A 23,121-nucleotide genomic window follows, 5' to 3' on the forward strand; every position below is an offset into this window, starting at 1 on the left:
ACAGTAATGCTGCTATTATGTTATATGAATCGATAACATGAGTGCACCTTCAATGTGCCTCACCAAGTGCACAGGAGGAGCTTCGTGACGGAGCCACAGTCCGCGGCGACAACACTGGACGCCCTCGTCATCGGTGCCGGCATTTCCGGCATCTACCAGCTCTACGCGCTCCGCGAGCTCGGACTCGACGTGCAGACGCTCGAGGCCGGCTCCGGAGTGGGCGGAGTCTGGTACTGGAACCGCTACCCCGGCGCCCGCTTCGACGCCGAGAGCTATACCTACGCATACTTCTTCTCCAAAGAGCTCATCGACGAGTGGGACTGGAGCGAGGAGTACGCAGCGCAGCCCGAGATCGAGCGCTACCTCAACTATGCGGTCGACAGGTTCGGGCTGCGTGAGCGGATCAACCTCGAGCAACGGGTCTCCTCGGCCGTCTGGGACGCCTCGAGCCGGCGCTGGACCGTGACCACCGAGAGCGGCCAGGTCTGGCGGCCGCGCTACCTCGTCACCGCACTGGGGATCCTCTCGGCTCCGGCCTTCCCGAAGGTTCCCGGTCTCGAGGACTTCCGCGGCGAGTGGGCGCACACCGGCCTGTGGCCCGCCGACGGCGTCGACTTCACCGGCAAGAAGGTCGCCGTGATCGGCACCGGCTCCAGCGGCGTCCAGATCATTCCGATCGTCGCCAAGGACGCCGACAGCCTGGTCGTCCTCCAGCGCCGCCCCAACTGGTGCACACCGATCAACAACTTCGACATCACATCCGAGCGGATGGACGACATCCGCAACCGGATCGACGAGATCTTCGAGGCCACCCAGCTCTCCCCTTCCGGCTCGCCGCACAGTCCGATGACGGAGTCCTCCCTCGACCTGGACCCCGAGGAGCGACGCAGACGCTTCGAGAAGCTCTACGACTCCCCCGGCCTGGTGATGGCGTTGGGCAACTTCCGCGACGTCGCCCTCGACAAGCGCGCCAACGACAATTGCACCGCCTACATCGCCGAGCGGATCCGCGCCCGGGTCGACGACCCCGCGGTCGCCGATCGGCTCATCCCGACCGACCACGGCTTCGGGCAGAAGCGGCCGCCGCTGGAGAACGGCTACTACGAGGTCTTCAACGAGCCGCACGTCACGCTGGTCTCCACCCTCGAGGAGTCGATGGTCAGGTTCACCGAGACCGGCATCGAGACGAGCGCCGGCCACTACGACGTCGACGTGATCGTCTTCGCCACCGGCTTCGACGCGGTGGTCGGTTCGTACAACAAGATCGACATTCGTGGCGAGGACGGACTCAGCCTGAAGGAGCACTGGGAAGCGGGTCCGCGCACCTGGTTCGGCATGCAGACGGCCGGCTTCCCCAACCTCTTCATGATCGGCGGGGCCCAGAGCGTGACGGGGACCATTCCGCGCATCACGGACTTCCAGGCCGACTGGGTCGCCTCGGCCGTCGAGTACGCCCGCGACCACGGTCACACCACTATCGCCACCACCGAGGCGGCCGAGGACGAGTGGATCGACCACGTCAACGGCGGCATCGTCGGGACCCTCCAGGAGAAGGCCGAATCCTGGGCCTTCGGCTCCAACGTCCCCGGTCGCAAGCGCGCCTACCTGCTCTATGCGGGCGGCCTGCCGCAGTATCGCGAGCGGGTCCGCGCCGCCACCGACGACGACTTCCGGGGTCTGACCTTCTCGTCCTGACCCCCGCAAGAAACTACGCCCGGCGCCGTTGACGTCTTTTAATTATGTCCACTATGTTGTTAAAACACCATTAGGCGCTGGGCGCAGTGCGTCCGACGGCAAGAGAGGCAGCGATGAGCACCAGAGCAGCAATTCTGTGGGGCACGGGCGAGAAGTGGAGCGTCGAGGACGTGGAACTCTCCGATCCCGGCCCGGGTCAGGTCCGGGTCAAGATCCGCGCGACCGGCCTGTGTCACTCCGATGACCACGCCGTCACCGGTGACATGCCGACCCCGCTGCCCCTGGTGGGTGGCCACGAGGGTGCGGGTGTCGTCGAGGCGGTGGGGCAGGGAGTCACGCGGGTGGCGCCCGGCGACCACGTCATCCTCATCTTCCAGCCGCCGTGCGGCTACTGCCGCAACTGCGCGCGCGGACGCGCCAACCTGTGCCTCAACGCCTCACTGCAGGAGTACGGCGCCTCCAAGTCGTTCCGTGCCCGGGGCCAGGAACTCGCCGCTACCGGCGACCTGGGGACATTCGCCGACGCGACGGTCGTCTCGGAGCGCTGCGTGGTGAAGATGGACAAGGACATCCCGTTCAACGTCGCGGCCCTGCTCGGCTGCGCCGTCACCACCGGCTGGGGCGCGGCGGTCTACCTCGCCGAGGTCGAGCCGGGTGACAACGTCGTCGTCATCGGCAGCGGCGGGGTCGGTGTCAACTCGGTCCAGGGCGCCAAGAACGCCGGCGCGAACCTGATCATCGCCGTCGACACCGTGGAGATCAAGCGACAGAAGGCGCTCGAGTTCGGCGCCACCCACGCGGTCGGCTCCGTCGAGGAGGCACAGGCGCTGCTCGCCGACCTCGCGCCCGGACGAGGCGCGGATGCGGCGATCCTGTCGGTCGGCGTGGGCGACGGCAGCAAGCTGGGCGAGATCGTCGATCTCACCGGGCCGGCAGGCATCACGGTGATCACGTCCGTCTCGCCGTTCGCCTCCGCCAGTGTCAACATGAACCTCGCGATGTTCACACTGACTCAGAAGACGCTGCGCGGCAACGTGTATGGCGGCGTGCAGGTGCACCGCGACATCCCACTCCTGCTCGACCTCTACCGTCAGGGGAAGCTCAAGCTCGACGAACTCATCACCCAGACGTACACCCTCGACCAGATCAACGAGGGCTACGCGGACATGCACGCGGGCAAGAACCTGCGTGGCGTCATCGAGTTCTCCGTCTGACCGCGAGAAACCTCGGCTACAGGCAGGGGCCGCACCCTTACGGGGTGCGGCCCCTGTCGTCGTACACGGCCGCGCGGGCCATGAGGCGCGCGCTGGTGGGTCAGACGCGGGCGGTCTCCAGCTCGGCGGTGAGTCGCTGTAGGTAGGCACCCATGCTCTTGGGCATCCCGAGCAGCACCACGCCGACCAGCACGCCACCGCGCCGGTAGCCGACGGCCGCCTCACCGCGCAGATCGCCCTCCAGCACCTCGACCTCGTCGCCGAGACCGGGCTGGCCGAGCGCGCGCAGGCTCACTGCCCCCTGGTCGGACCAGAACGTGGGGAGCGTGCCGAACGGCTCGGTGCACGGCGTGTCCGCCAGATCACCGAGCAGCACCTTGGCGGCGAACATGCTCGTGTCCACCGCCACCTGCCAGTGCTCGATGCGGCGCGGCTCGGCGTCGTACAGCGCGTTCGGGAAGCGGCCGACGTCGCCCACGGCGACGACGCCCGGAAGTCCGCCCGGACGAAGCAGCTGATCGCAGACGACGCCGTTGGTCAGGTCGAGTCCGTTGCCCTCGAGCCAGCCCGTGTTCGGCTCCGAGCCGATCGCCTCCACGACCACGTCCGCAGAGAGCCGGCTGCCGTCGGTGAGAACCACGGCGCCCGGCTCGATCGCCGCCACGCCGGTGCCGAGGTGGAACGTCACGCCCGCCGCCGCATGCCGACGGCGCAGCTCGGCGCCGACCACGTTGCCGAGCGGAACCTGCATCGGCACGTCGTCGACAGCGACCATCGCCACCTCGCAGCCACGGGCGATCGCCGTGGCGGCCACCTCACAGCCGATGAAGCCGGCACCGATCACGACCACACGCGAGCCGGGCCGCAGCCTGTCGCCGAGGGCGATCGCGTCGTCGAGCGTGCGCAGCGCCGTGGCCGGGCCGCCCACCTGGGGCGGCAGCCTGCGTGCCCGGACCCCCGTCGCCGCGACGAGTCCGTCGTAGCTCAGTTCCGTGCCGTCGTCGAGCACGACGACCCGGCGGTCGAGATCCGACGAGACGACGGCGCGGCCCAGCAGCCAGTCGATCGGGTGCTCGCTGTCGCGCCGACGCAGCTCGACACCGGCGTGATCGCCACCATCGGCGAGCAGCTTCTTCGACAACGGCGGCCTGGTGTAGGGATAGTGCACCTCGTCTCCGACGATCGTGACCTTCCCAGTCCAGCCGTGCCGGCGCAGACCCTCTGCCGTGCGCAGTCCGGCCAGGCCGGCACCGACGACGACGATCGTGCCGTCGCCGCTCACAGCTCGGCCCCGGCGACGAGCCTGCTGACGGTGACGTTGCGGTGGTTCTCGGGCAGGTGACCCATTGACGTACTCCTCGTGGTTTGTGGTGAAAGTCGGTGCGGCGTCAGACGACGCCGTCGCCGTGCAGTTTTTCGATGGCGCCGGGCTCGAGTCCGAACTCGGCCAGCAGCGCGTCGGTGTGCTCCCCCAGCGCGGGTACGTCGCCCATCACCGGCGGCAGGCCGGCGATGTCGATCGGCGGCGCGAGGGCGGACACCGGGCCGCCGGGCGTCTGCACCTCGTGCCAGCGCCCGCGCTCGCGCAGGACGGGGTGGTCGAGGAATTCGGCGACCTGGTTGATCCGCGCGTTGGCGATCCGCAGCCTGTCGAGCAGTGCGACCACCTCGTCGCTGGTACGTCGGGCGAAAGCCGCCGTCACGAAGACATCCAGTTCAGCACGGTTCGCGACCCGATTCGCGCCGGAGCTGAACCGCTCGTCGTCGATAATCGCCGCATCCTCGAGGAAGTCTGTGCAGAATGCCCGCCACTCGACGTCGTTCTGGATCGAGAACAACACCTCGGTCCCATCGGCGGCCGGGTAGGCCCCGTACGGCGCGATGGTGGCGTGGTGGGTGCCGAGCCGGCGCGGCTCGACCCCGGTGAACGCGGTGTAATACGCCGGCTGGCTCATCCACTCCGCGAGCGCGTCGAACAGGGAGACCTCGACCGGGCGTGCCACGCCGGTGGTGGCACGCCCGAGCAGCGCGGCCAGGACTCCGCTGAAGGCATACATACCGGCGGCGATGTCGGCCACCGAGATGCCGACCCGGGCACCGGTCTCGGGACCGCCGGTGATCGAGACCAGGCCGGTCTGACACTGGATCAGCAGGTCGTAGGCCTTGCGCTGCGCCCACGAGCCGGTGCTCCCGTAGCCGTTCACCGCGCAGTCGACCAGCCGCGGGTTGAGCTCGGCCAGGGCCTCGCTGCCGAACCCGAGCCGGCCGACGGCGCCGGGTCCGAGGTTGTGCACGAAGACATCGGCCTTCTCCAGGAGCCTGCCCAGCACGGCGCGTCCGCTGTCCGACTTCACATCGAGGGTCAGCGACTCCTTGCCACGGTTGAGCCAGACGAAGTAGCTCGAGAGCCCGTGTACGGCGGTGTCGTACCCACGGGCGAAGTCACCCGACCCAGGGCGCTCGATCTTGATCACACGGGCCCCGAGATCGGCAAGCTGGCGGGTAGCGAAGGGAGCCGCCACGGCCTGCTCGAGACTGACGACGAGTAGGCCTTCCAACGGACGCGGTGCGGCAGGGGTTGGCATGGTCGACAAGTTGTTGCTCCGATTTCCGTGATGGCTTTGTCATATTCGATTGTAACCTTGGTCATACTATGTAAACATAGCAGTCGAGCATTATTGGGTTGGGCAGTGCAGCGCCCCGGGTCGAAAGCGGAACACCGATGGACACCTCCACCGACACCACCCCGCCGGCGCAGCGTCGCCTGGCTCCCGGCCTGCGCTGGGGCATCAAAGGCTCGTTCGTCGACTACGTGCGCCGGATGCCGGACGGCAAGGGCTCCGTCGGCGAGGGCGCGACACCCGTCGGCACCGGTGATCTCTTCTACGAGTACGACGCGGCAGCGAGCAGCGCCGGCGACGACGGCGGCAGGCAGGTGTGGGCCTTCCGCGGCGACGTGCGGTTCAGCGGTCACTTCGGCATGCTCTTCGTCCGGATCGCCCATCCCTGGGTGGAGGTCGACGGGTCGCGGGCCGTGCTCACCATCGAGGACCCGCAGGCACGCGAGGGTGCGCCGCGGGTGCCGCTGGTGACGGCCCGCCTGCAGCGCATCGCCGCCGACGACGGGGCCGTGGTGTGGGGTGCCGACGAGGTGGCCCTGACCGCCGACGGCGTGACGCTCTTCAATGACGTCTACGCCGAGGGTGAGCCCTTCGACCCGCTGGTGGTCCAACTGCCCGCATAACGGGCGATCCTCGATCCGGCAGCGCAGACGGACGGGGCGCTCAGTAGCGAACATAACTGGAACGAAGCACAGGAAGGTCGTCGAGAAGATATGGGACGTGTCACCGGGAAAGTTGCCTTCGTTACCGGGGCCGCACGCGGTCAGGGCCGTAGCCATGCGGTCCGGCTGGCCGAGGAGGGTGCGGACATCATTGCCGTCGACCTGTCCGACGACGTACCGGAGATGGCCTATCCGGGCGGGACGCGCGAGGAGCTGGACGAGACTGTGCGCCTGGTCGAGCGGACCGGCCGTCGGATCGTCGCACAGCAGGCGGACGTGCGTGACTTCGCCCAGTTGCAACAGGCGGTCGACGCAGGTGTCGCCGAGCTGGGCCGGCTCGACGTCGTCGTGGCGAACGCCGGCGAAGCACCGCCCACTACGTCGCCAGCAAGTTCGGCGTCGTCGGTCTCATGCGAGCGATGGCACTCGAGCTCGGCCCCGAGATGATCCGGGTCAACAGCGTGAACCCGGCTCAGGTCGACACCCCGATGATCCAGAACGACTTCATGTACCGGCGGGCCTGTCCCGACGCGGACGATCCCGGTCGTGAGGAGCTCGCCGCGGCGTCGCTCTCGCGGATGGCGATGCCGATCCCGTGGGTCGACTCGGTCGAGATCTCGCACGCCGTCGTCTTTCTCGCCTCCGATGAGTCGCGCTATGTGACCGGCATGGCGATGACGGTCGACGGCGGGATGAGCATTGCCTGACCCCTGGTCGCCAATCATCTTTTCAGAGAAAAAGAACATATCTAGCCGCCGGGTGACGAGGCGTCTCCCGCCCAATCAGGAGCACCAATGACAACCCCATCCCTCGACCGCGCGATCATCATCGGCGGCAGCATCGGCGGCACCCTGGCCGCCGCCGCGATCGCCGATCACTTCCGCGAAGTGGTTCTGCTCGAGCGTGACGAGCTGCCCGTCGAGCCGGTCTTCCGCAAGGGGGTGCCACAGGGCGCCCACTTCCACGCGCTCCTGGCCGCCGGCCGGGCCGCGATGGATTCTCTGCTGCCCGGCTTCTCCGATCACGCCTTCGAGATGGGCGCGGTGCGACTCGACTCCGCACAGGACGTGATGCGTCTGGATCGGATCGGCTGGTCGCCTCGGTTCGAATCAGGTCTCGAGTTCCTGATGGCGAGTCGGCCGTTGATCGAGAAGGCGCTTCGCGACAAGGCTGCCGAGCTCGACGGCGTGCAATACCGCTCGGGCGTGGAGGTCGCCGGACTGCTCGGTGCCGAAGGTCGGGTCACGGGGGTCCGCACCACCACCGGGGAGGAGCTGACCGCCGATCTGGTGATCGACGCCAGCGGCCGGTTCTCGGAGTCTCCGACGTGGCTGCAGGCGCTCGGGTACCCCACTCCCAGAGAGGAAGTCGTCAACGCGCACTGGGGCTACTCCTCCACCTTCCTGGAGGTACCCGAGGACTGGGATCCGGGATTCCAGGCACTCGCACTCACCGCGTTCGGGGACGGCGCCCTGACCCCCGAATCCGCTTCCCGGGCAATGGCGATGTGGGTCGTCGAAGGTGAGCGTCGCTGGATCCTGACCGCTCAGGGCTCCGCCGGCGACCACCCGCCCCGGACCGAGGAGAAGCTGCGCGACTTCATCTCGAGCATCGGGGTGCCCGAGCTGGACAAGGCGCTGTCGCAGGTCACGTTCCCCGAGAAGATCTCGATGTGGCGCGACACCCGCAGCCGGCTTCGCGACTTCGCGGGCCAGCCGGAGCGCCCCGAATGCTTTCTCGCCATTGGTGACGCCTGGATGGGCTTCAATCCCGTGTACGGGCAGGGGATGACCGCCGCCGCACTGGAGGCCTCGGACCTGCGCGCCGAGCTGGCTGCCCACCTGACCGAGCGCACCGATGAGCTGATCGGACTGGCGGGGCGGTACTACGCCAAGGCCGACGCCCTGATCAAGTACTGCTGGACCTCCTCGAACACGCTCGACCACCGCATTCCCGGTGTGGAGTACACGGTGGACGGCGTTGCCCAGGACGTCGATCCGACCTCGTCGGACTTCTCCGACCGGCTCGCCGCCTACATGGCGCTCGATCCGGAGCGCTACGTTCGGTACCGCGAGACCACCCAGCTGCTGCGCTCTCCCGAGTGGCTGGCGAGCGACGAGATCGTCAGCGCCGTACGCGAACGCTGGGACGAGCTGGGCAAGGCTGTCGTTCCCCGCTGAGCTATGCGCTTCGCGCCCGTGAGTACTTGTTAACCGCGGGAGGTTAATAAGTACTCACGGGCGGCGAAGCCGCATAATGGCGGCCATGGGATCTGTATTCAGCGCCATCATCAACGGAGATCTGCCCGGACGGTTCGTGTGGGAGGACGAGGACGTCGTCGCGTTCCTCACCATCGCCCCAGTCACGCAGGGCCACACCCTCGTCGTACCTCGCAAGGAGGTGGACCAGTGGCAGGACGTCGACGGCGTGATCTGGAACAAGGTCATGGACGTCGCCCGGATCGTCGGGCAGGCCGTCCGGCCGGCATTCGACGCACCGCGGGCGGGGCTGCTCATCGCCGGCCTCGAGGTGCCGCACCTGCACCTGCACGTGTTCCCCGCCTACGAACTCGGCGATTTCAACATCAGCAACGCCGAGCAGAACCCATCCCAGGAGTCGCTCGAGGAGGCGCAGGCGAAGATCAAGGCCTCGCTGCGCGAACTCGGCCACGGGGACAACGTCCCCGACTGACCTCTAACTCGACCGGGGCAGCTCCACCCGGAACGTGGCGCCCTCGCCGGGCCGGCTGTCGACGGTCACCGACCCGCGGTGGGCCGCCACCAGGGCGGCGACGATGGACAACCCGAGTCCGCTGCCACCGCTCTCGCGGGTACGGGACGCGTCGGTGCGGTAGAACCTCTCGAACACCCGGGCCGCGTCCTGCTCGCTGAGGCCCGGCCCGGTGTCGGCCACCTCGAGCACGACGCTCTGCTCGGTGGTGCTGAGCCGTACCGTCACGTCCGCGGTCGCGGGCGTGTGCTTGACGGCGTTGGCGAGCAGGTTGCCGAGGACCTGCCGCAGCCGGGCCTCGTCACCGATCACCTCGGGGGTTCCCGGTCCGGGCAGGATGTCGAGCGCGATCGACCGATCGGGGGCGACGGCACGCGCGCCGTGCACGGCGTCCGACGCGACCGACAGCAGGTCGACGGGCCGGGTCTCGAGGGGGCGCTGGGCGTCGAGCCGGGCGAGCATCAGCAGATCCTCCACCAGGAGGCCCATCCGCGACGCTTCCCCCTCGATGCGGCTCATCAGGGTTTCCGTGTCGGTCATCGCGCCCTGCCGGTACAGCTCGGCGAAACCGCGGATGGTGGTCAGCGGGGTGCGCAGCTCGTGACTCGCGTCCGCGACGAACCGGCGCATCTTCTCCTCGGAGCGCCGCGCCGACTCCTCCGACGCTTCGGTGGCGGCGAACGCGTGCTGGATCTGTGCGAGCATTCCGTTGAGCGCCACGGACAGTCGTCCGATCTCGGTACGGTCGTCCCGTTCCGGGACGCGCCGGTGCAAGTCCCCCGACGCGATCGCCGCGGCCGTCTCCTCCACTTCGACGAGGGGACGCAGGCTGCGCCGGACGACGAAGTATGCGACCACTCCGAGGACGATCAGCACCACCACGCCGATGATGAGTTGCAGCACGATCAGCCGGTCCACCGTTTCGTCGTTCTCGGTGAGCGTCATCGCGACCGTCGTCTCGATTCCGTCCGGCGCGGTGGTGGTCAGCACCCGCCACCGCACGTCGGAACCGTCGTCCGAGCCGACCGTCACCGGCACGGTCGCGGGATGATCGGGCAGTGCGGGCGACACGTCTTCGTCGTTGATCTCCCGGAGCACGGTGCCGTTGGGCAGCGTCGTCCGGACGTAGAACGGGCTCGGGGGGCGACCGGGATTCGGTTCGTCCGGCGGCGGCAGCGGACGCGCCTCGCGGGGCTTCGCCCACCCCTGGGCCGCGTCGTGCAGCTGATGGTCCACCCGGCCGGTGAGGGAATTCTCGAGCGCCGACGTCACCGCGACACCCGACGCGAGAAGCCCGAGCGCGGCGAGGAGGAGCACCGCCCCGACGAGCGTGAACCGGAGCGGCATCGAGCGAATCCACCGTCGCGCAGGCCTGTTCGGTGCGGAAGGGGGTGCCGCCGCGTCCGACTCCCGGGGTGTCGCGGGCGCGGTCATCGCCGCGGTTCGCGCATCACGTAGCCGACTCCGCGGAGGGTGTGGATCAACGGCGTCTCACCGGTGTCGACCTTCCGGCGAAGGTAGGACACGTACGACTCGACGACCCCGACCTCGCCGCCGAAGTCGTAATTCCAGACGTGGTCGAGGATCCGGGGCTTGCTGAGCACCGTGCCCGCGTTGACCATGAAGTACCTCAGCAGCGTGAACTCCGTCGGAGACAGCGACACCAGGTCGCCCGCCTTCCAGACCTCGCGGGTGTCGTCGTCGAGTTCGATGTCGGCGAACTTGATGCGGGCGGACTGCTCCTCCACCGACACCTTGCCCGATCGCCGCAGGATGACGCGAAGCCGGGTCACCACTTCTTCGAGGCTGAACGGCTTGGTGACGTAGTCGTCCGCGCCGAGGGTGAGCCCACTGATCTTGTCCTCCACGGCGTCCTTCGCGGTGAGGAACAGCACCGGCGCGTCGACACCGTCGGCGCGCAACCGCTTGAGCAGGCCGAACCCGTCCATTCCCGGCATCATGACGTCGAGAATGACGGCGTCCGGACGGAAAGTGCGTGCCGTGTCGAGTCCCTCGGCCCCGGTCGACGCCGTCGCCACCTCGAATCCCTGGAATCGGAGACTCACGGAGAGCAACTCGAGGATGTTCGGTTCGTCGTCGACGACGAGGACGCGGGCTTCGACAGGCTTCTCATTCACGCAACCCATCATCACTCGTGACGCTGGATCGTTGCTGGAGGTTTCCTGTGAGATTCCTGTGGGGGGAGATTCCTGTGAGCCGGTACCGCCGGCCCCTGCGGGTGGGACTTCGCTCGTCAGTTGACCACGATGTTGAGGTTGAACACGACCCCGCCGAAGGTCAGGATCGTGTTGGCCAATCCGAGGGTGACACCGCTGTTGAGTGCCCCGAGCAGTCCGAGCATCATGACCTCCATCGTCGCCCCTGGGAAGGGGTGGTTGCGCGCTGTCCGTGCGCGATGCGGATGACACTAAGTCAAGTCCGGGAAATTCGTGGCGACACGCGCACGCGAATTACTTTGAATAAAATCACCGATTCTCATCCGGCGAAAAAGGGTGAAATTCTCGGCGAGTGGGCGAGGATGGGACAGTTGTGCTCCGGAGCCGGCCACGCAGGGTCGACGCGCAAGAGGCAACCCCGCCGTCGATCGGGCAGCGGGGTTGCGTGATCGGTTCAGTTACGTTGACGGGCAGGTGAGTTCAGGCAACGACGTTCAGGTTGAGCACCACTCCACCGAACGTCCCGATCGTGTTGGCGAGTCCGAGAGTGAAAGCGCTGTTGATTGCGGCAAGCAGTCCGAGCATCATGGTGTGCCTCGTTATCTTCCGTGGTATATGCACAGAATTTTCCGGTCGGGCTCGACAATAAATGAGGCCGCATCGGTGTGCGGAATAATGCGCGCATTCGCGCTCGTGCACGGCCCGCGAGTCTGTGGAGTCGCTCACCACTCACCGGCGCGGAGCGCCTCGCCCGGTACCGTGGATTTCGTCGACACGACATCCGGACGAGCGCACCGTACCCGGCCAGCGACAAGACGGTGCTCGGAGGTTCGTCATGGCGTGGATCGTGCTCGTGTTGTCGGGAATCCTGGAGGCTGTCTGGGCCACCGCGCTCGGCCGGTCGGAAGGCTTCGCCAAGCTCGGACCGAGCGTCGTGTTCGGCGTCGCGTTGATTCTCAGCATGGCCGGTCTGGCGTTCGCGATGCGCAGCCTCCCCACCGGGACGTCGTACGCGGTGTGGGTGGGTATCGGCGCGGCCCTGACCGTCGGGTACGCGATGGTGACCGGCGCCGAAAGTGCGTCGCTGGTGAAGATCCTGTTGATCCTGGGCATCGTCGGTTGCGTCGTCGGACTGAAGGTTCTGCACTGACCGCAGCGAGACGCTCGATGCTTGTGTGTCGCGGGTTACAGTAATCGCATGAACCTGGCGTCGTTGATCACCCTCCCGGTGCGCGTCGGCCTCGCGGCCGCCGATGTCGGTCTCGGAATCGCCGAGACCAGCCTCGGCGCCGTCCGGACCGCGGTCGCCGGGACCGGTGTCGTCACGGGCATGAGCACCCAGGGCAGCCCACTCCAGGTGATCAGTCAACTGTCCTCACTCGCGGCCAACGACCGGCCGCTCGGGCAGGCACTCCAGCCGGGTGGCCCGCTCGACCGCCTCCTCGCCCCCGGCGGCCCGGTCGACCGTCTCACTGCGGAGGGCGGCACCCTCGAACGACTGCTCGAACCGGGCGGCCCCCTCGAGCGGGTGCTCGCGAAGGACGGCCCGCTCGATCGGGTACTCGCCGAGGACGGCACGCTGGAGCGACTCCTCGCCAAGGACGGCCTGCTCGACCGTCTCACCGCCGAACAGGGACCGCTCGAACGGCTGACCGCGCAGGACGGCGCCGTCGAGCGGCTCACCGCTCCGGGCGGACTCGTGGATCGGGCGCTCGCCGAGAACGGCATCCTCGACACGCTGCTGTCGGAGGGCGGCGCGTTCGAGCGTCTCATCGCCGAGGGCGGACCGCTCGATCAGATCGTGGCACTGTCCGAGACGTTGACGGCGCTGGCACCCAACCTCGAGCGGATGAGCGCCAGCATCGACCTGCTGCAGGAAACGGTGGGTATTCTCAGCGCTGCCGTCGGGCCTCTCGGCGACCTGGCAGGCAAGTTGCCGGGACGCTGGTTGAAGGGCAAGGGTGACCGCCCGGGCGTCGACTACACCCTCGGTCCCGCCTGACCGGCGGCGACGCTGCCGCCACTCCGTGCACGGGCGACCGGCCGACCGCGCCCGACACCTGCCTCTGGTATGTATTTCGCATGACACGAACCATCGTTGCGCTGTTGATCCCTGCCGCCCTGCTGCTGGGGGCATGCAGTTCCGAATCGACCACCACCGAAGCCGAGTCCACGGCGAGCGCAACGAGCGAGGCCACCGAGGCGGCATCTGCCGCTCTGCCCGCGGTCGCGGACCTGTGCAAGGGACTGCTCCAGTACGCGAACGGCGCGGAGGCCCGCGCACAGCAGACCGGTGAGACGTTCGACCGCACGAAGGCCCTCGACGACCTGTTCACCCAGTCCGCCGAGACGGCCGAGTGGAAGGACGCTCCCCAGGAGCGCAAGGATCAGATGACCCAGGCGTACGACGCCGCCAAGACCGGGACCTGCTGACCCGTTCCCGACCGCAGGACGCGGACACCCGAACCACGACGCACTGCCGGACCCCTCGAGGGACCGGCAGTGCGTCGTCGTGGTGGGTCAGTTGCCGACGCCGACGACCTCCTGAGCGATGCCGGCCAACCGGGTCTGTGCCGCGGAGACCACGCCCTGACGATCCTTGTGGGCCTCCTCGTAGGCGACGACGGTGCGCACGTCGGAGGGGTCGGTCAGCTCCTTGATCGCGGCGACGGTCTGCGACACGTTGAGATCGTCGTAGTCGGCGATCGGGAGTTCGTCCGCCTTCAGGACGCCACCGGCGGAGCGTGCTGAGCGGATCGCGTCGGCGATTCCGCTCGCTCCCTCGTTGCGTGTGACTTCCTCGGCCGTTTCGAGGGCGGCGTCACGAGAGGCGGCGAGTGTCTTCGCCGCGACGTCGCCCGCGTGGGCTCCTCGCCCGAGCAGCGCGCTCAGCACGGGCGGGGTGGCGCGAGCAGAGTCGAGTGCGCGGTCGATGCCGCGCGCAGACCACGTGACCGGGACGTTGATCAGCCGGATCGCGGCACCGGTCGCCGCCTGGAACGGGGTGCGTCGCAGGGCGGCCGGTCCACCGAGCGCGTCCTCGGCGAGCACCGTGGTCAACCAGTCGACGGTCGCGGCATGTGCGGTGATCAACCGATCGGCCAGCCGGACGACATCGGTCTTGCCTTCGGTGGTCGCGAGGGCCTTCACGTATCGCGCCCGGTCGAGCAGTTGGTGCTCGAGTGCGAGGTCGCCGAGCAGAGCCTCGTCGAACGGTTGCGCCTGTTCGGCCATCGCCTTCAGCGCCGCCGCTACCCGGCCGAGTAGCGGGCCGACGATCTCGGGGACTCCGCCGAGGTCGCGGATGGCACGGTCGATCGCCTCCGCGCGAAGGCGGCCGTTTTCGGCGTTCTCGGTGAGTTCTCGGCGCACGGCGTCGGTGCGCGCCTGTGCGACGCGGGTTTCGGCAACCTGGATTTCGGTATTGGTGAGGTCCAGGACTGCCCGCAGCTGGGTGATCAGGGTGGGAACGGTGGAAATGGTCACTGTGCCTCCTTCGCGATCGTGAGAATGCGTCGGTCGGGTCAGATCAGGCTCGAAATCAGAAATGCAGCCACCAGTACGCCGACCAGGACTGATACGGCAGTCGCGGCCGCGAGGACTACCGAACCGGACACGGTCATCGCCGGCACCGCAGCGACGAGTGCCGCGACGAGGCCGGTTCCGAGCGAGAAGCGGCGGTCGGGCTCGTTCTGCTGGTTCTTCGCGTGCCGGGCACTGCGTGTGCGGAGGGACGTGGGAGCAGCAAGGGTCATGGTGCGATTTCCCGTCTGGAGTCGAATGCGGACTGCCGCAACGTCACCCACCTATGTGCGGCCTGTTCGGGTCGTCAACTTATCTGCTCTGGCGGATACAGATTTTATCCTAGCGATTGAGCAGAGAAGATCAACCCGTCAGAGCAATACGGAGGTGGCCATGAGGAGATTCGCGGCAAGGGAACCGCCCCGACCTGCACGGATGGCTTATCGACGCGATCCCAGCACTCGAGAAATTTCGGACGGGTTCACGCCCCGGCCGCGCCGAGATCCGACCCTTCCAGCCGGGACGCCAACTCCGCATTCTCGGATTCGAGCGCCAGTATCCGCTGGATACCCGCGACGTTCACGCCTTCCTCCATGAGCTGGGCGATGCGTGCCAGCCTGGTCAGATCGTCGTCGCTGTACCTGCGGGTGCCGCCACTGGTTCGGGCCGGGGTGAGCAGCCCGCGACGCTCGTACAGCCGCAGGGTCTGCGGGCCGATGCCCGTCAGCTCCGACGTCACTGCAATTCCGTAGACCCCGCGACGCGAGCGGGGAAGGACATCGATGGTCATAACAGGCTCCCTTCTGCTTAAGGAACACCTGATGTTAACAAACGAATGAAATGAATCTGCCATTGCTGACATAGATTTTGCATTTCCTCCTGCTCAGACCCAGCCGCCTGAAGCGAGGAGGTGCACCCGGTGACGTAATCTCGGGTCCGAACCGAACACGAACCGAGGCCGCCCCGGCATGTTCGTGGAGGTGTCGTGGCCGGGAGCGCCACGGCCTCTGCCCCAGAGACGAGAGAACCGTGCCGCGCACTCAGGAACACGCCGACCGTTATCGCGACGCCCTGACCGCACTCGCGGCGGCCACCCAGCGCCCGGCAAACGTGGTCAACACGGGTGCGGGCTATGCGATCCGGGTCGATTTCGAGTACAACCGTTACCTGCTCGCGTCGAACGCCAACGAGGGACTCACCGACAGCATCGGGGACACGTCCGAATGGCGGGTCAGCCTCTACCAGGGCGTCTCGGACGGAACTTCCGACGAACTGCTCGCCGCCGCGGAGCACGCGTGGCTGGTCGACGCATTCGATCTCGCGTTCGCGGACATCCGGGCCGAGGGTAAATGGCAGACGGCCGACGTCTCGTTCGACGAGTTCAACCCCACCGACGACGAGCCCGCGAGCTAGCCCGCCGACACCCTTCAGGCGCGGCCGGGCACCTCGGACTGCACCAGCTGCTCCAGTTCCGCATTCCGTGCCGCCAGGGCCGCGTTCTCGGCTTCGAGGCGGAGGATCTGCCCGATTCCGATCAGATTGACACCGGCTGCAACGAGTTCGGTGATCTTCTGGAGGCGCGCCACATCGTCTTCGCTGTACCGGCGGGTTCCGCCGCCCGTGCGGGTAGGCGCTATCAGCCCTCGCCGTTCGTACAGACGCAGCGTCTGCGGCCCGATACCCGTCAGCTCCGACGTTACCGAGATTCCGTACACACCCCGCTGCGAGCGAAGCGGCACATGAGATGACGTCACCGGGTCTCCCTTCTCCTCAGGGCGAACCAACCCTATCAAGGTTCGGTTCACACAATGTGCAGCAGGGGGCGCAGGTTCGCTGCGAGTCGAGCGCCGATCCTCCCCGCGCGCCGACGGCAAGCCGAGCGGACGCGTACCCGCCGAGCAGCAATCTTGCCGATACGGCTTGAACTTCTCCCCCTGGGGCTGTACAACAAAATCTATATTCTTCAACGCAGATAAGTTCTCACCACGAACCGCACCCAGGAGAATCGATGACCACGCCCCACGCGGAGACCACCCCCCACGACGGAGACGTCCTCGTCCTCGGCGCCGGCAGCGGCGGAGTGATCGCCGGTGGCCTGATCACCACGCTGGCCCTCAGCGCACTCGCCCTGTTCTCATCCCTGCCGACCTGACCGGCCCCCCTTCCACGCTTCCCGACCACCCCCTTCACGACAGGACACCGCGCCGATGCCCGCCCACTCCACATCCCACGTCTCCGCCACCAGCACGCGCAGCGGGGCAACGATGAGCACCGAGGAAATCAAGGCCCGGATCGAGGCGATGTTCGCCGACGAGGCCGCCGACTCGTCCCCCGCACTCGTCGAATAGCCACGCCGCCGCCGATGCCGGCCGGTCAGAGAAGGGCAGAGCCATGAACGCGACCACCCAGCTTGTCGAACCGTCGTGCGAGATCCGCCGCATCCCTGCGCGGACGAAGCCGATACACCGCACCGTGTCCCGCGAACGGGACCAGTACCGGGACGTGCCCGCGCAGTGCGCGGCAATCGGCCGGCTCGCCGCCGCCGACCCCCGCCGCGGCGTACTGCGGCAGCGGCTGATCGAACGATGCCTGCCGCTGGCCGAGCACATCGCCCGGCGGTTTCACGGCCGGGGAGAACCGCTCGACGACCTGATCCAGGTGGCCCGACTCGGCCTGGTCAAGGCCGTCGACCGCTTCGATGCCCGGTGCGGAGAGAACTTCGTGTCGTACGCCGTGCCGACGATCACCGGCGAAGTGCGCCGCCACTTCCGGGACACCGGCTGGGCCATGCGTGTGCCGCGCAGCATGCAGGAACTGCACCTCTCCCTCGCCAAAGCGACAACCGAACTCACCACCACGCTCGGACGCGCCCCGACCGCGAGCGAATTGGCCGAGACCCTGGGAATTGACAAAGACGAAGTGGCACAAGGACTCCGGGTCGCCGACGCCTACAGCACCCTGTCGGTCGACTTCCCGCTCGGCGAGAACGAGCGTCCGTTGTCGGAGACGATCGGCGATCTCGACCCGTCCCTCGCCCACGTCGAGGACCACGTGGTCCTCGAGCCCCTCCTGACGTCGCTTCCCGACCTCGAACGGACCGTCCTCGTCCTGCGTTTCTTCGGGAACATGACGCAGTCGCAGATCGCCGCGCGGGTGGGAGTCTCGCAGATGCAGGTGTCCCGGCTGCTGACCAAGACCCTCGCGGACCTTCGCGGAAAACTCGCGGACGTCGTCGGTCAGGAGCCCTGACCGACGGCGAGGAAGTCCTCCCAGGTTCGCTTGCCGGTAGTACCGCCGAGCGAGAGGTTCTCGCCGGCCCGGTACGCGCGGCCTGCCTTGCCCGGCAACCGCACCGGCAGCATCAGCCGATGCTTGCCGTTCACCCGCAGGTATCCACGAGCCAGGTCCGCCATTCCGTAGGTCGTCGGTCCGGGCAGGTCGGCCACCAGGCCCGCGGGCGGTGCGAGCGTCAACTCCACCAGCCGCGCCGCGACCTCGCCCGAGTCGACCGGCTGGAAGCGCAGTCCGCCCGGGACCGGGATCACCGGTAGCCTGGCCACCTTCGACATCATGCTCAGCACCAGCTCGTGAAATTGGGCTGCGCGCAACGTCGTCCACGGCAGGCCCGATTCCGCCACGGCCCGTTCGGCGCCCGCCTTGGACGCGAACCAGCCGAGCGGAACCCGATCGGCCCCGATCACCGAGATGTACACCAGGTGCTGCACCGCGGCCGCCGACGCGGCCGCCACCAGATTCCGGGTCGCGACGTCGTCGCCCTTGGGTCCGCCCGCGAGGTGCAGCACGGTCTCGACGCCGTGCACCGCGGCCTCGATTCCGGTGCCCTCGAACAGGTCACCGGCCACGTACTCGACGCCGTCGCCGGACTCGCGGGAGTGACGGCTGAGCACACGTATGTCGCGACCCGCCGCGCGGAGCAGTGGTACCACCTGGCGTCCGAGTGTGCCGGTTCCGCCGGTGACCAGAATGGGTGATGTCATGATCTCTCCTGTTCGTTCGACAGCTGAATGTCGGTGGATCTACTGCCAAGACCCGCCGCAGGGAAGGAATGTGACACGGTGGACGACCGCGACGTGCCGACCGATCGTTTCGAGGAACATCGGCCGCGCCTGCGGGCGGTCGCCTACCGGATGCTCGGCTCGGCGAGCGAGGCCGACGACGCCGTGCAGGAGACCTGGCTGCGGATGAGCCGCGCCGGCACCGACGAGGTCGTGAATCTCGAGGCGTGGCTGACCACCGTGGTGTCGCGGGTGTGCCTGAACGTGCTGCGATCCCGCGAGCAGCGCCGCGAGGAACCCCTCGACGCCGTGGCCCACGACCCGGTCCTGGGGCGCGACGCCGGCGGCGATCCCGAGCACGAAGCGGTGCTGGCCGACTCCGTCGGGCTGGCGCTGCTCGTGGTCCTCGACACGCTGACGCCGGCCGAGTGCCTCGCCTTCGTGCTGCACGACATGTTCGACGTGCCGTTCGACGACATCGCGCCCATCGTGGGCCGCTCCTCCCCCGCGGTGCGGCAACTCGCCAGCCGTGCCCGCCGACGGGTGAAGGGCGCCGCCCCGGCGCCGGAGTCCGCGGATCCGGATCGCCGGCGGCGCGTCGTCCAGGCCTACCTGACCGCCACCCGCGCAGGCGATTTCGACGCGCTCGTCGCACTGCTCGACCCGGACGTCGTGCTCCGGGCCGACGCCGCGGCCGGACCCACACCGGCGCCCCTGGTGATCCGCGGCGCGCGGGTCGTGGCCAAGGGCGCTCTCGCGTCCGCCGAGCGGGCACGCTCCACCGAGACCGCGTTCGTGAACGGCGCGGTCGGGCTCGTGATGGCTCCGCACGGACGGCCGTACGTGGTGCTCACCTTCACGATCGTCGACGGCAGGATCACCGAAATCGATGTCATCGCGGAGCCGGATCGTGTGCGCCGCCTCGAACTCGCCCCTCTCGGCGACTGACGCGCGTCACCGTACGCTGAGAGCGTGGCCCGAGCAGAATCGAACCGGACGTACAGCGGCCGGCCGGTGGCCGAGCGTCGCGACGTACGCCCACAGTTCGATCAGTGACATCTGCGCCCACCCCGGACTGTCGCGCCGCCAGTTCTACGAGGAGTTCGGCAGTCGCGAAGAGATCCTCCTCGCCCTCTACGACCTGATTCAGGACGAGGCCCGCGACACCGTGCTCGCCGCGAACGAGGCGGCGCGGTCGCGCGATCCGCGGGTGGTCGCCGGCACTGTCACGACGGCGTACATCGAATCGGTCGGAACCGACGAGCGGCGCGCCCGGATCGTCTTCGTGGAGGTGGTCGGAGCGAGCCCCGCGTCGAGCGGTACCGCCGCGAGCGCCGGCGGCAGTGGGCGGAACTCTTCGAGGCCATCGCCCGCACGATCGACGGCCGCGTCGTCGACCCGCCCGAGCGATTCGCGTTGGTGTGGATCGCGTTCATCGGCGCCGTCAGCGATCTGGCGCACCACTGGAGCAACACCTCCCCCGGCCCCCGTCGTTCCCGCGCTGCCCGACGCCGACCGGGGCTTCTACGAACCGCCCGCGGACGTGGTCGCGGCGGCCTCGCCGGGTGAGATCCTCGCCGCCCGCGAAGTGCACCTGGCGAACCTGTCGGTGCTGCCCGTGAGCGTCGACGCATCGCAGCTGTCGTAGCGCTCCACCAATTCGCGGGACGAGCCGATCCCGGCCGTCGCGACGGTCGTCAAGCCGTCGAATCGGTACTCGACCGGACGAAGGTGGGGCATCGGGTGCCGGACGTCCCGATGTTCATGTACCACGCGAACCCGGACTGGCTGGTGCCGGTCGGTCCGGTCGACACTCTGGTCGACTCTCTGGTCGACACCTACTGCCAGGACCCGGACGACCGCGTGACCTACACCCGCGACCACGCCCGCGAGCACCTGTCGCTCGAACCGATCGCGGCGGCGAGCGCGCTGATGTGGCTGCGGGATCGTTTCGACGGAATCCCGGCCGGTACCGGGTGCACCACCCACGACGTGGGGTCGATGGCCCTCGACCAGACGACGTGGCCCGTCTGGTCGTCGATCGTCGGCGACACGCTCACGAGCCTGCTCGGCCGGCCGATCGGAACGTGACGGTCAGAGTCCGCAGCCGACACCGGCGAGCAGTGTGCGCGAGCCCGCGTGGAGCCGGACCCGGACGACGTCGACGGTGGTCTGCATCCTCGCCGCCACCTCGTCGCAGGACATTCCCCGGTAGAACACGAGGGCCAGCGTCTCCCGTTCGAGAGCCGGCAGCGCTTCGACTGCGTCCAACACCGCCGACCTGCATGCATTCGTGTGCATGACCCCATCGTCAATGACCGGGGGGCTCGGAGACAGGGACCCCAGGGTGACGATCGGACACCCCCGGGGTGAACGCGAAAAACGACCGAGGGCCACCTTCCCGGAGGAAGGTGGCCCTCGCTGCGCGGAGGAACTTTCCGCGGTGGAGCCCCCTGTCAGGATTGAACTGACGACCGCTCGCTTACAAGGCGAGTGCTCTACCACTGAGCTAAGGAGGCGGACACGCGCGCCCATCATATCCATTGCAGGAACGTCGGCTACTTCCGCCCACATTGGATAGCGTTGGAGCCATGAGTACCTCGGAGATCGCCACCGTCCTCGCTTGGCACGACGCCCTCAACTCCGGCGACATCGACACTCTGCTGTCGCTGTCGAGCGACGACATCGAGATGGGTGGGCCGCGCGGCGCCACTCAGGGCCTGGCGGCGCTGCGGGAATGGGCGTCGACGGCGGGCATCAACTTGATTCCGAAACGAATGTATTACTACGACGGCGTGCTGGTGGTCGAGCAGGAGGCCACGTGGACGACGAACCCGGGCGAGACGCGTATCCTGGCCTCTGCATTCCGTGTCGTCCACGATCAGGTCATCTCCACGTTCCGCCACGAGACACTCGAGTCTGCACTCTCCGCTACCGATCTGACCGAGAAAGACCTTGTCTCCGACACGTAGTATGGCCAAGCTCACAGAATCCCTCCAACGTCTCACCGGCGACCGTCGCGCAACGGTCGATGCGGTCACCGCTGCACCGACACCGCTGCAGCCGATCGACCTCACCGACGACGCGGTGGTCGCCGAAGTACTCGACCTCGCCGTGCGCGTCGGTGAAGTGCTTCTCGCGTCCGGCACCGGTGCGATGGACACCGCCGAGCAGGTGCAGTTCATCGCCGCCACGTACGGCCTCGCCCAGTGCGATGTGGATGTCACGTACAACTCCATCGTGCTGTCCGCGTACCGCGGGCCCACTCTGCCGCCGGCGAGCACCATGCGGATCGTGCACTACCGCTCGATGGACTTCACCCGGCTCGCAGCGGTCGACCGGCTCACCCGGCGGATCCGCCGGGAAGCGGTCACCCCCGGCGAGGCGCATGAGGCCCTGACCGCGGTCACCACGGCGCCGCACCCGTACAACCGCTGGATCGCGACGCTCGCCTGGGCGTCGATGGCCGCGTCGGTGTCCGTTTTGATGGGTGGTGGGGTGCTGGTTGCCTCCGTCGCCTTCCTCACGACGATGGTGATCTACCGGGTCAACCGCGTCCTCAACCGCATCGGTCTGCCGTACTTTTTCCAGCAGGTGGCGGGCGGTCTGGTGGCCGCGACGCCGGCGGCGACGCTCTACACGTTCCAGGATCAGCTGGGCGTCGAGATCAGACCCTCACAGATCATTTCGGCCGGTGTGGTGGTGCTGTTGTCCGGGCTGTCACTGGTCGGTTCCGTACAGGACGCCATCACGGGAGCACCGATCACGGCGGCGGCACGATTCTTCGAAGTGGTCATGATGACCGGCGGCATCATCGCCGGTGTGGCCATCTCGTTGCGTGTGACCGGCGTGCTGGGTTCGACCCTGCCACCGGTCAACGTCGAGATCACGGAACTCGTGCAACTGCCCGTGCTGGTGATGTCGGGCGCTTTCGCTTCGATGTTCTATGCACTGGCCTGTTACGCCGAGCAGCGGGCCCTCACCGCCGCGTGGTTCGGTGGGGCGGCAGGCGCGCTCGTGTACATGGTGGCGCACCAGTTCGGTATCGGCCCGATCATCGGTTCGGCACTCGCCGCCACCGTGGTCGGTTTCGCCGGTGGTCTGATGGCCCGCCGCGCGCTCACGCCACCGCTGGTCGTCGTGGTGGCAGGTATCACACCGTTGCTGCCGGGTCTGTCCCTGTACCGGGGTCTGTACGCCCTGCTGAACAACGAAGTCGTGATCGGACTCAGCTCGTTGCTGGCTGCGTTCGGTATCGGGTGCGCACTCGCCGCCGGTGTCACCCTCGGCGAATGGATCGCCCGCACCCTGCGGAGGCCGCGCATCCTGCGTCGCACAGACGACATCCGCCGCCCCGTATTCAAGACGAGGCGGCGGAAGCCGATCGAAACACAGAAGGCGGCCTGACGCAGTTTCTGCTGACGGCCGCGTCGGCCGGGAACGACCGCCGGTGTCTCACCGGCGGTCGTTTCCGTTACATCGTC

At 67.9% G+C, this 23,121-nt stretch carries 27 protein-coding genes, 1 tRNA gene, 1 pseudogene and 1 riboswitch; of the genes and pseudogenes, 18 read left to right on the forward strand and 11 right to left on the reverse strand.

Translation table 11 applies throughout. The annotated features are described in order from the left end of the window. Positions 1–84 precede the first annotated feature (84 nt). A complete protein-coding gene (locus ACFTWF_RS14800; protein ID WP_378461964.1) occupies positions 85–1,695 on the forward strand; it encodes a flavin-containing monooxygenase in 1,611 nt (536 codons plus the stop codon). A 113-nt stretch (positions 1,696–1,808) separates the two neighbouring features. Further along, complete coding sequence (locus ACFTWF_RS14805; RefSeq protein WP_378461965.1) at positions 1,809–2,909, forward strand: NDMA-dependent alcohol dehydrogenase; 1,101 nt, start codon at positions 1,809–1,811, stop codon at positions 2,907–2,909. 100 nt (positions 2,910–3,009) lie between these two features. On the opposite strand, the gene ACFTWF_RS14810 is transcribed toward ACFTWF_RS14805, so the two are convergent. Together ACFTWF_RS14810 and ACFTWF_RS14815 are read right to left on the reverse strand one after the other, a co-directional pair. Next, on the reverse strand, positions 3,010–4,191 hold the full coding sequence (locus ACFTWF_RS14810; RefSeq protein WP_378461966.1) for an NAD(P)/FAD-dependent oxidoreductase: 1,182 nt from the start codon (positions 4,189–4,191) through the stop codon (positions 3,010–3,012). Positions 4,192–4,297: 106 nt separating this feature from the next. Then, the gene (locus ACFTWF_RS14815; RefSeq protein ID WP_378461967.1) at positions 4,298–5,494 is read right to left on the reverse strand and encodes a CaiB/BaiF CoA transferase family protein; all 1,197 of its coding nucleotides are present in this window, start codon (positions 5,492–5,494) and stop codon (positions 4,298–4,300) included. Positions 5,495–5,631: 137 nt separating this feature from the next. On the opposite strand from ACFTWF_RS14815, the gene ACFTWF_RS14820 reads away from it, so the two are divergent. From ACFTWF_RS14820 to ACFTWF_RS14835, 4 genes and pseudogenes are all read left to right on the forward strand, one after another. After that, positions 5,632–6,153: an HtaA domain-containing protein gene (locus ACFTWF_RS14820; protein ID WP_378461968.1), complete on the forward strand. Its 522-nt coding sequence runs from the start codon at positions 5,632–5,634 to the stop codon at positions 6,151–6,153. A 90-nt stretch (positions 6,154–6,243) separates the two neighbouring features. After that, a pseudogene (locus ACFTWF_RS14825) lies at positions 6,244–6,899 on the forward strand (mycofactocin-coupled SDR family oxidoreductase). An 87-nt stretch (positions 6,900–6,986) separates the two neighbouring features. Further along, on the forward strand, positions 6,987–8,372 hold the full coding sequence (locus tag ACFTWF_RS14830) for an NAD(P)/FAD-dependent oxidoreductase (RefSeq protein ID WP_378461969.1): 1,386 nt from the start codon (positions 6,987–6,989) through the stop codon (positions 8,370–8,372). Between the two features lie 85 nt (positions 8,373–8,457). After that, entirely contained in the window at positions 8,458–8,883 is a 426-nt protein-coding gene (locus ACFTWF_RS14835; RefSeq protein WP_378461970.1) for an HIT family protein, read from the forward strand. Positions 8,884–8,886: 3 nt separating this feature from the next. Here the strand turns inward: ACFTWF_RS14835 and ACFTWF_RS14840 are convergent, their stop codons facing one another. Together ACFTWF_RS14840 and ACFTWF_RS14845 are read right to left on the reverse strand one after the other, a co-directional pair. Further along, the gene (locus ACFTWF_RS14840; protein ID WP_378461971.1) at positions 8,887–10,269 is read right to left on the reverse strand and encodes a sensor histidine kinase; all 1,383 of its coding nucleotides are present in this window, start codon (positions 10,267–10,269) and stop codon (positions 8,887–8,889) included. A gap of 83 nt (positions 10,270–10,352) precedes the next feature. Beyond that, positions 10,353–11,069, reverse strand: a complete 717-nt coding sequence (locus ACFTWF_RS14845; protein ID WP_378461972.1) for a response regulator transcription factor — start codon at positions 11,067–11,069, stop codon at positions 10,353–10,355. A gap of 793 nt (positions 11,070–11,862) precedes the next feature. After that, positions 11,863–11,924: riboswitch (guanidine-III (ykkC-III) riboswitch) on the forward strand. A gap of 10 nt (positions 11,925–11,934) precedes the next feature. Between ACFTWF_RS14845 and ACFTWF_RS14850 the strand changes: the two genes are divergently transcribed. The 3 genes from ACFTWF_RS14850 (at position 11,935) to ACFTWF_RS14860 (ending at position 13,532) form a co-directional block, all read left to right on the forward strand. Next, positions 11,935–12,249, forward strand: coding sequence for a DMT family transporter (locus ACFTWF_RS14850; protein ID WP_378461973.1), 315 nt, complete (start codon positions 11,935–11,937; stop codon positions 12,247–12,249). A 48-nt stretch (positions 12,250–12,297) separates the two neighbouring features. Continuing rightward, positions 12,298–13,101, forward strand: coding sequence for an ABC transporter (locus ACFTWF_RS14855; RefSeq protein ID WP_378461974.1), 804 nt, complete (start codon positions 12,298–12,300; stop codon positions 13,099–13,101). 80 nt (positions 13,102–13,181) lie between these two features. Then, positions 13,182–13,532: a hypothetical protein gene (locus tag ACFTWF_RS14860; protein ID WP_378461975.1), complete on the forward strand. Its 351-nt coding sequence runs from the start codon at positions 13,182–13,184 to the stop codon at positions 13,530–13,532. An 87-nt stretch (positions 13,533–13,619) separates the two neighbouring features. Here the strand turns inward: ACFTWF_RS14860 and ACFTWF_RS14865 are convergent, their stop codons facing one another. From ACFTWF_RS14865 to ACFTWF_RS14875, 3 genes are all read right to left on the reverse strand, one after another. After that, positions 13,620–14,585, reverse strand: coding sequence for a ferritin-like domain-containing protein (locus ACFTWF_RS14865; RefSeq protein WP_378461976.1), 966 nt, complete (start codon positions 14,583–14,585; stop codon positions 13,620–13,622). Between the two features lie 38 nt (positions 14,586–14,623). After that, the gene (locus ACFTWF_RS14870) at positions 14,624–14,854 is read right to left on the reverse strand and encodes a hypothetical protein (protein ID WP_378461977.1); all 231 of its coding nucleotides are present in this window, start codon (positions 14,852–14,854) and stop codon (positions 14,624–14,626) included. Positions 14,855–15,102: 248 nt separating this feature from the next. Next, positions 15,103–15,411 carry a MerR family transcriptional regulator gene (locus tag ACFTWF_RS14875; RefSeq protein WP_378461978.1) on the reverse strand — a complete coding sequence of 103 codons (309 nt, stop codon included), beginning with the start codon at positions 15,409–15,411 and terminating at the stop codon, positions 15,103–15,105. 239 nt (positions 15,412–15,650) lie between these two features. On the opposite strand from ACFTWF_RS14875, the gene ACFTWF_RS14880 reads away from it, so the two are divergent. Continuing rightward, a complete protein-coding gene (locus ACFTWF_RS14880) occupies positions 15,651–16,034 on the forward strand; it encodes a hypothetical protein (RefSeq protein ID WP_378461979.1) in 384 nt (127 codons plus the stop codon). Positions 16,035–16,048: 14 nt separating this feature from the next. Here ACFTWF_RS14880 and ACFTWF_RS14885 read toward each other — a convergent pair whose 3' ends face one another. After that, the gene (locus tag ACFTWF_RS14885; protein ID WP_185725715.1) at positions 16,049–16,375 is read right to left on the reverse strand and encodes a MerR family transcriptional regulator; all 327 of its coding nucleotides are present in this window, start codon (positions 16,373–16,375) and stop codon (positions 16,049–16,051) included. A gap of 254 nt (positions 16,376–16,629) precedes the next feature. Here ACFTWF_RS14885 and ACFTWF_RS14890 point away from each other — a divergent pair, with 254 nt between their 5' ends. The 3 genes from ACFTWF_RS14890 to ACFTWF_RS14900 are packed head-to-tail and all read left to right on the forward strand — an operon-like array spanning position 16,630 to position 17,870. After that, positions 16,630–16,773: a hypothetical protein gene (locus ACFTWF_RS14890; protein WP_378461980.1), complete on the forward strand. Its 144-nt coding sequence runs from the start codon at positions 16,630–16,632 to the stop codon at positions 16,771–16,773. 55 nt (positions 16,774–16,828) lie between these two features. Then, the gene (locus ACFTWF_RS14895) at positions 16,829–16,969 is read left to right on the forward strand and encodes a hypothetical protein (RefSeq protein ID WP_378461981.1); all 141 of its coding nucleotides are present in this window, start codon (positions 16,829–16,831) and stop codon (positions 16,967–16,969) included. Positions 16,970–17,012: 43 nt separating this feature from the next. Further along, positions 17,013–17,870, forward strand: coding sequence for a SigB/SigF/SigG family RNA polymerase sigma factor (locus tag ACFTWF_RS14900; RefSeq protein ID WP_378461982.1), 858 nt, complete (start codon positions 17,013–17,015; stop codon positions 17,868–17,870). Here the strand turns inward: ACFTWF_RS14900 and ACFTWF_RS14905 are convergent. Next, complete coding sequence (locus ACFTWF_RS14905) at positions 17,858–18,619, reverse strand: SDR family oxidoreductase (RefSeq protein WP_378461983.1); 762 nt, start codon at positions 18,617–18,619, stop codon at positions 17,858–17,860. The genes ACFTWF_RS14900 and ACFTWF_RS14905 overlap by 13 nt on opposite strands. Positions 18,620–18,697: 78 nt before the next feature. Here ACFTWF_RS14905 and ACFTWF_RS14910 point away from each other — a divergent pair, with 78 nt between their 5' ends. From ACFTWF_RS14910 to ACFTWF_RS14920, 3 genes are all read left to right on the forward strand, one after another. After that, positions 18,698–19,585: a sigma-70 family RNA polymerase sigma factor gene (locus ACFTWF_RS14910; protein ID WP_378461984.1), complete on the forward strand. Its 888-nt coding sequence runs from the start codon at positions 18,698–18,700 to the stop codon at positions 19,583–19,585. Continuing rightward, the gene (locus tag ACFTWF_RS14915) at positions 19,548–20,285 is read left to right on the forward strand and encodes a TetR/AcrR family transcriptional regulator (protein ID WP_378461985.1); all 738 of its coding nucleotides are present in this window, start codon (positions 19,548–19,550) and stop codon (positions 20,283–20,285) included. The genes ACFTWF_RS14910 and ACFTWF_RS14915 overlap by 38 nt, the downstream gene beginning before the upstream one ends. Before the next feature lie 95 nt (positions 20,286–20,380). Next, a complete protein-coding gene (locus tag ACFTWF_RS14920) occupies positions 20,381–20,728 on the forward strand; it encodes a lipase family protein (RefSeq protein ID WP_378461986.1) in 348 nt (115 codons plus the stop codon). Positions 20,729–20,731: 3 nt separating this feature from the next. Here the strand turns inward: ACFTWF_RS14920 and ACFTWF_RS14925 are convergent, their stop codons facing one another. Both ACFTWF_RS14925 and ACFTWF_RS14930 read right to left on the reverse strand, forming a co-directional pair. Next, the gene (locus tag ACFTWF_RS14925; RefSeq protein WP_378461987.1) at positions 20,732–20,938 is read right to left on the reverse strand and encodes an RNA polymerase sigma factor; all 207 of its coding nucleotides are present in this window, start codon (positions 20,936–20,938) and stop codon (positions 20,732–20,734) included. Between the two features lie 143 nt (positions 20,939–21,081). Continuing rightward, positions 21,082–21,156 (reverse strand) — tRNA-Thr (locus ACFTWF_RS14930). Between the two features lie 72 nt (positions 21,157–21,228). On the opposite strand from ACFTWF_RS14930, the gene ACFTWF_RS14935 reads away from it, so the two are divergent. Continuing rightward, positions 21,229–21,609: a nuclear transport factor 2 family protein gene (locus ACFTWF_RS14935; RefSeq protein WP_378461988.1), complete on the forward strand. Its 381-nt coding sequence runs from the start codon at positions 21,229–21,231 to the stop codon at positions 21,607–21,609. Between the two features lies 1 nt (position 21,610). Continuing rightward, complete coding sequence (locus tag ACFTWF_RS14940) at positions 21,611–23,044, forward strand: threonine/serine exporter ThrE family protein (RefSeq protein WP_378461989.1); 1,434 nt, start codon at positions 21,611–21,613, stop codon at positions 23,042–23,044. Positions 23,045–23,121 lie beyond the last annotated feature (77 nt).

Origin of the sequence: Rhodococcus sp. NPDC056960, assembly GCF_042674125.1 — a bacterium.
Lineage (GTDB): Bacteria > Actinomycetota > Actinomycetes > Mycobacteriales > Mycobacteriaceae > Rhodococcus_F.

Bases quoted from the DNA above. Each gene is read 5' to 3' on its own strand.
- ACFTWF_RS14805 (WP_378461965.1), top strand. From the start codon at position 1,809: ATGAGCACCAGAGCAGCAATTCTGTGGGGCACGGGCGAGAAGTGGAGC.
- ACFTWF_RS14815 (WP_378461967.1), bottom strand. From the start codon at position 5,494: ATGCCAACCCCTGCCGCACCGCGTCCGTTGGAAGGCCTACTCGTCGTC.
- ACFTWF_RS14820 (WP_378461968.1), top strand. From the start codon at position 5,632: ATGGACACCTCCACCGACACCACCCCGCCGGCGCAGCGTCGCCTGGCT.
- ACFTWF_RS14830 (WP_378461969.1), top strand. From the start codon at position 6,987: ATGACAACCCCATCCCTCGACCGCGCGATCATCATCGGCGGCAGCATC.
- ACFTWF_RS14835 (WP_378461970.1), top strand. From the start codon at position 8,458: ATGGGATCTGTATTCAGCGCCATCATCAACGGAGATCTGCCCGGACGG.
- ACFTWF_RS14840 (WP_378461971.1), bottom strand. From the start codon at position 10,269: ATGCCGCTCCGGTTCACGCTCGTCGGGGCGGTGCTCCTCCTCGCCGCG.
- ACFTWF_RS14845 (WP_378461972.1), bottom strand. From the start codon at position 11,069: ATGGGTTGCGTGAATGAGAAGCCTGTCGAAGCCCGCGTCCTCGTCGTC.
- ACFTWF_RS14850 (WP_378461973.1), top strand. From the start codon at position 11,935: ATGGCGTGGATCGTGCTCGTGTTGTCGGGAATCCTGGAGGCTGTCTGG.
- ACFTWF_RS14855 (WP_378461974.1), top strand. From the start codon at position 12,298: ATGAACCTGGCGTCGTTGATCACCCTCCCGGTGCGCGTCGGCCTCGCG.
- ACFTWF_RS14860 (WP_378461975.1), top strand. From the start codon at position 13,182: ATGACACGAACCATCGTTGCGCTGTTGATCCCTGCCGCCCTGCTGCTG.
- ACFTWF_RS14870 (WP_378461977.1), bottom strand. From the start codon at position 14,854: ATGACCCTTGCTGCTCCCACGTCCCTCCGCACACGCAGTGCCCGGCAC.
- ACFTWF_RS14875 (WP_378461978.1), bottom strand. From the start codon at position 15,411: ATGACCATCGATGTCCTTCCCCGCTCGCGTCGCGGGGTCTACGGAATT.
- ACFTWF_RS14890 (WP_378461980.1), top strand. From the start codon at position 16,630: ATGACCACGCCCCACGCGGAGACCACCCCCCACGACGGAGACGTCCTC.
- ACFTWF_RS14895 (WP_378461981.1), top strand. From the start codon at position 16,829: ATGCCCGCCCACTCCACATCCCACGTCTCCGCCACCAGCACGCGCAGC.
- ACFTWF_RS14900 (WP_378461982.1), top strand. From the start codon at position 17,013: ATGAACGCGACCACCCAGCTTGTCGAACCGTCGTGCGAGATCCGCCGC.
- ACFTWF_RS14905 (WP_378461983.1), bottom strand. From the start codon at position 18,619: ATGACATCACCCATTCTGGTCACCGGCGGAACCGGCACACTCGGACGC.
- ACFTWF_RS14925 (WP_378461987.1), bottom strand. From the start codon at position 20,938: ATGCACACGAATGCATGCAGGTCGGCGGTGTTGGACGCAGTCGAAGCG.
- ACFTWF_RS14935 (WP_378461988.1), top strand. From the start codon at position 21,229: ATGAGTACCTCGGAGATCGCCACCGTCCTCGCTTGGCACGACGCCCTC.
- ACFTWF_RS14940 (WP_378461989.1), top strand. From the start codon at position 21,611: ATGGCCAAGCTCACAGAATCCCTCCAACGTCTCACCGGCGACCGTCGC.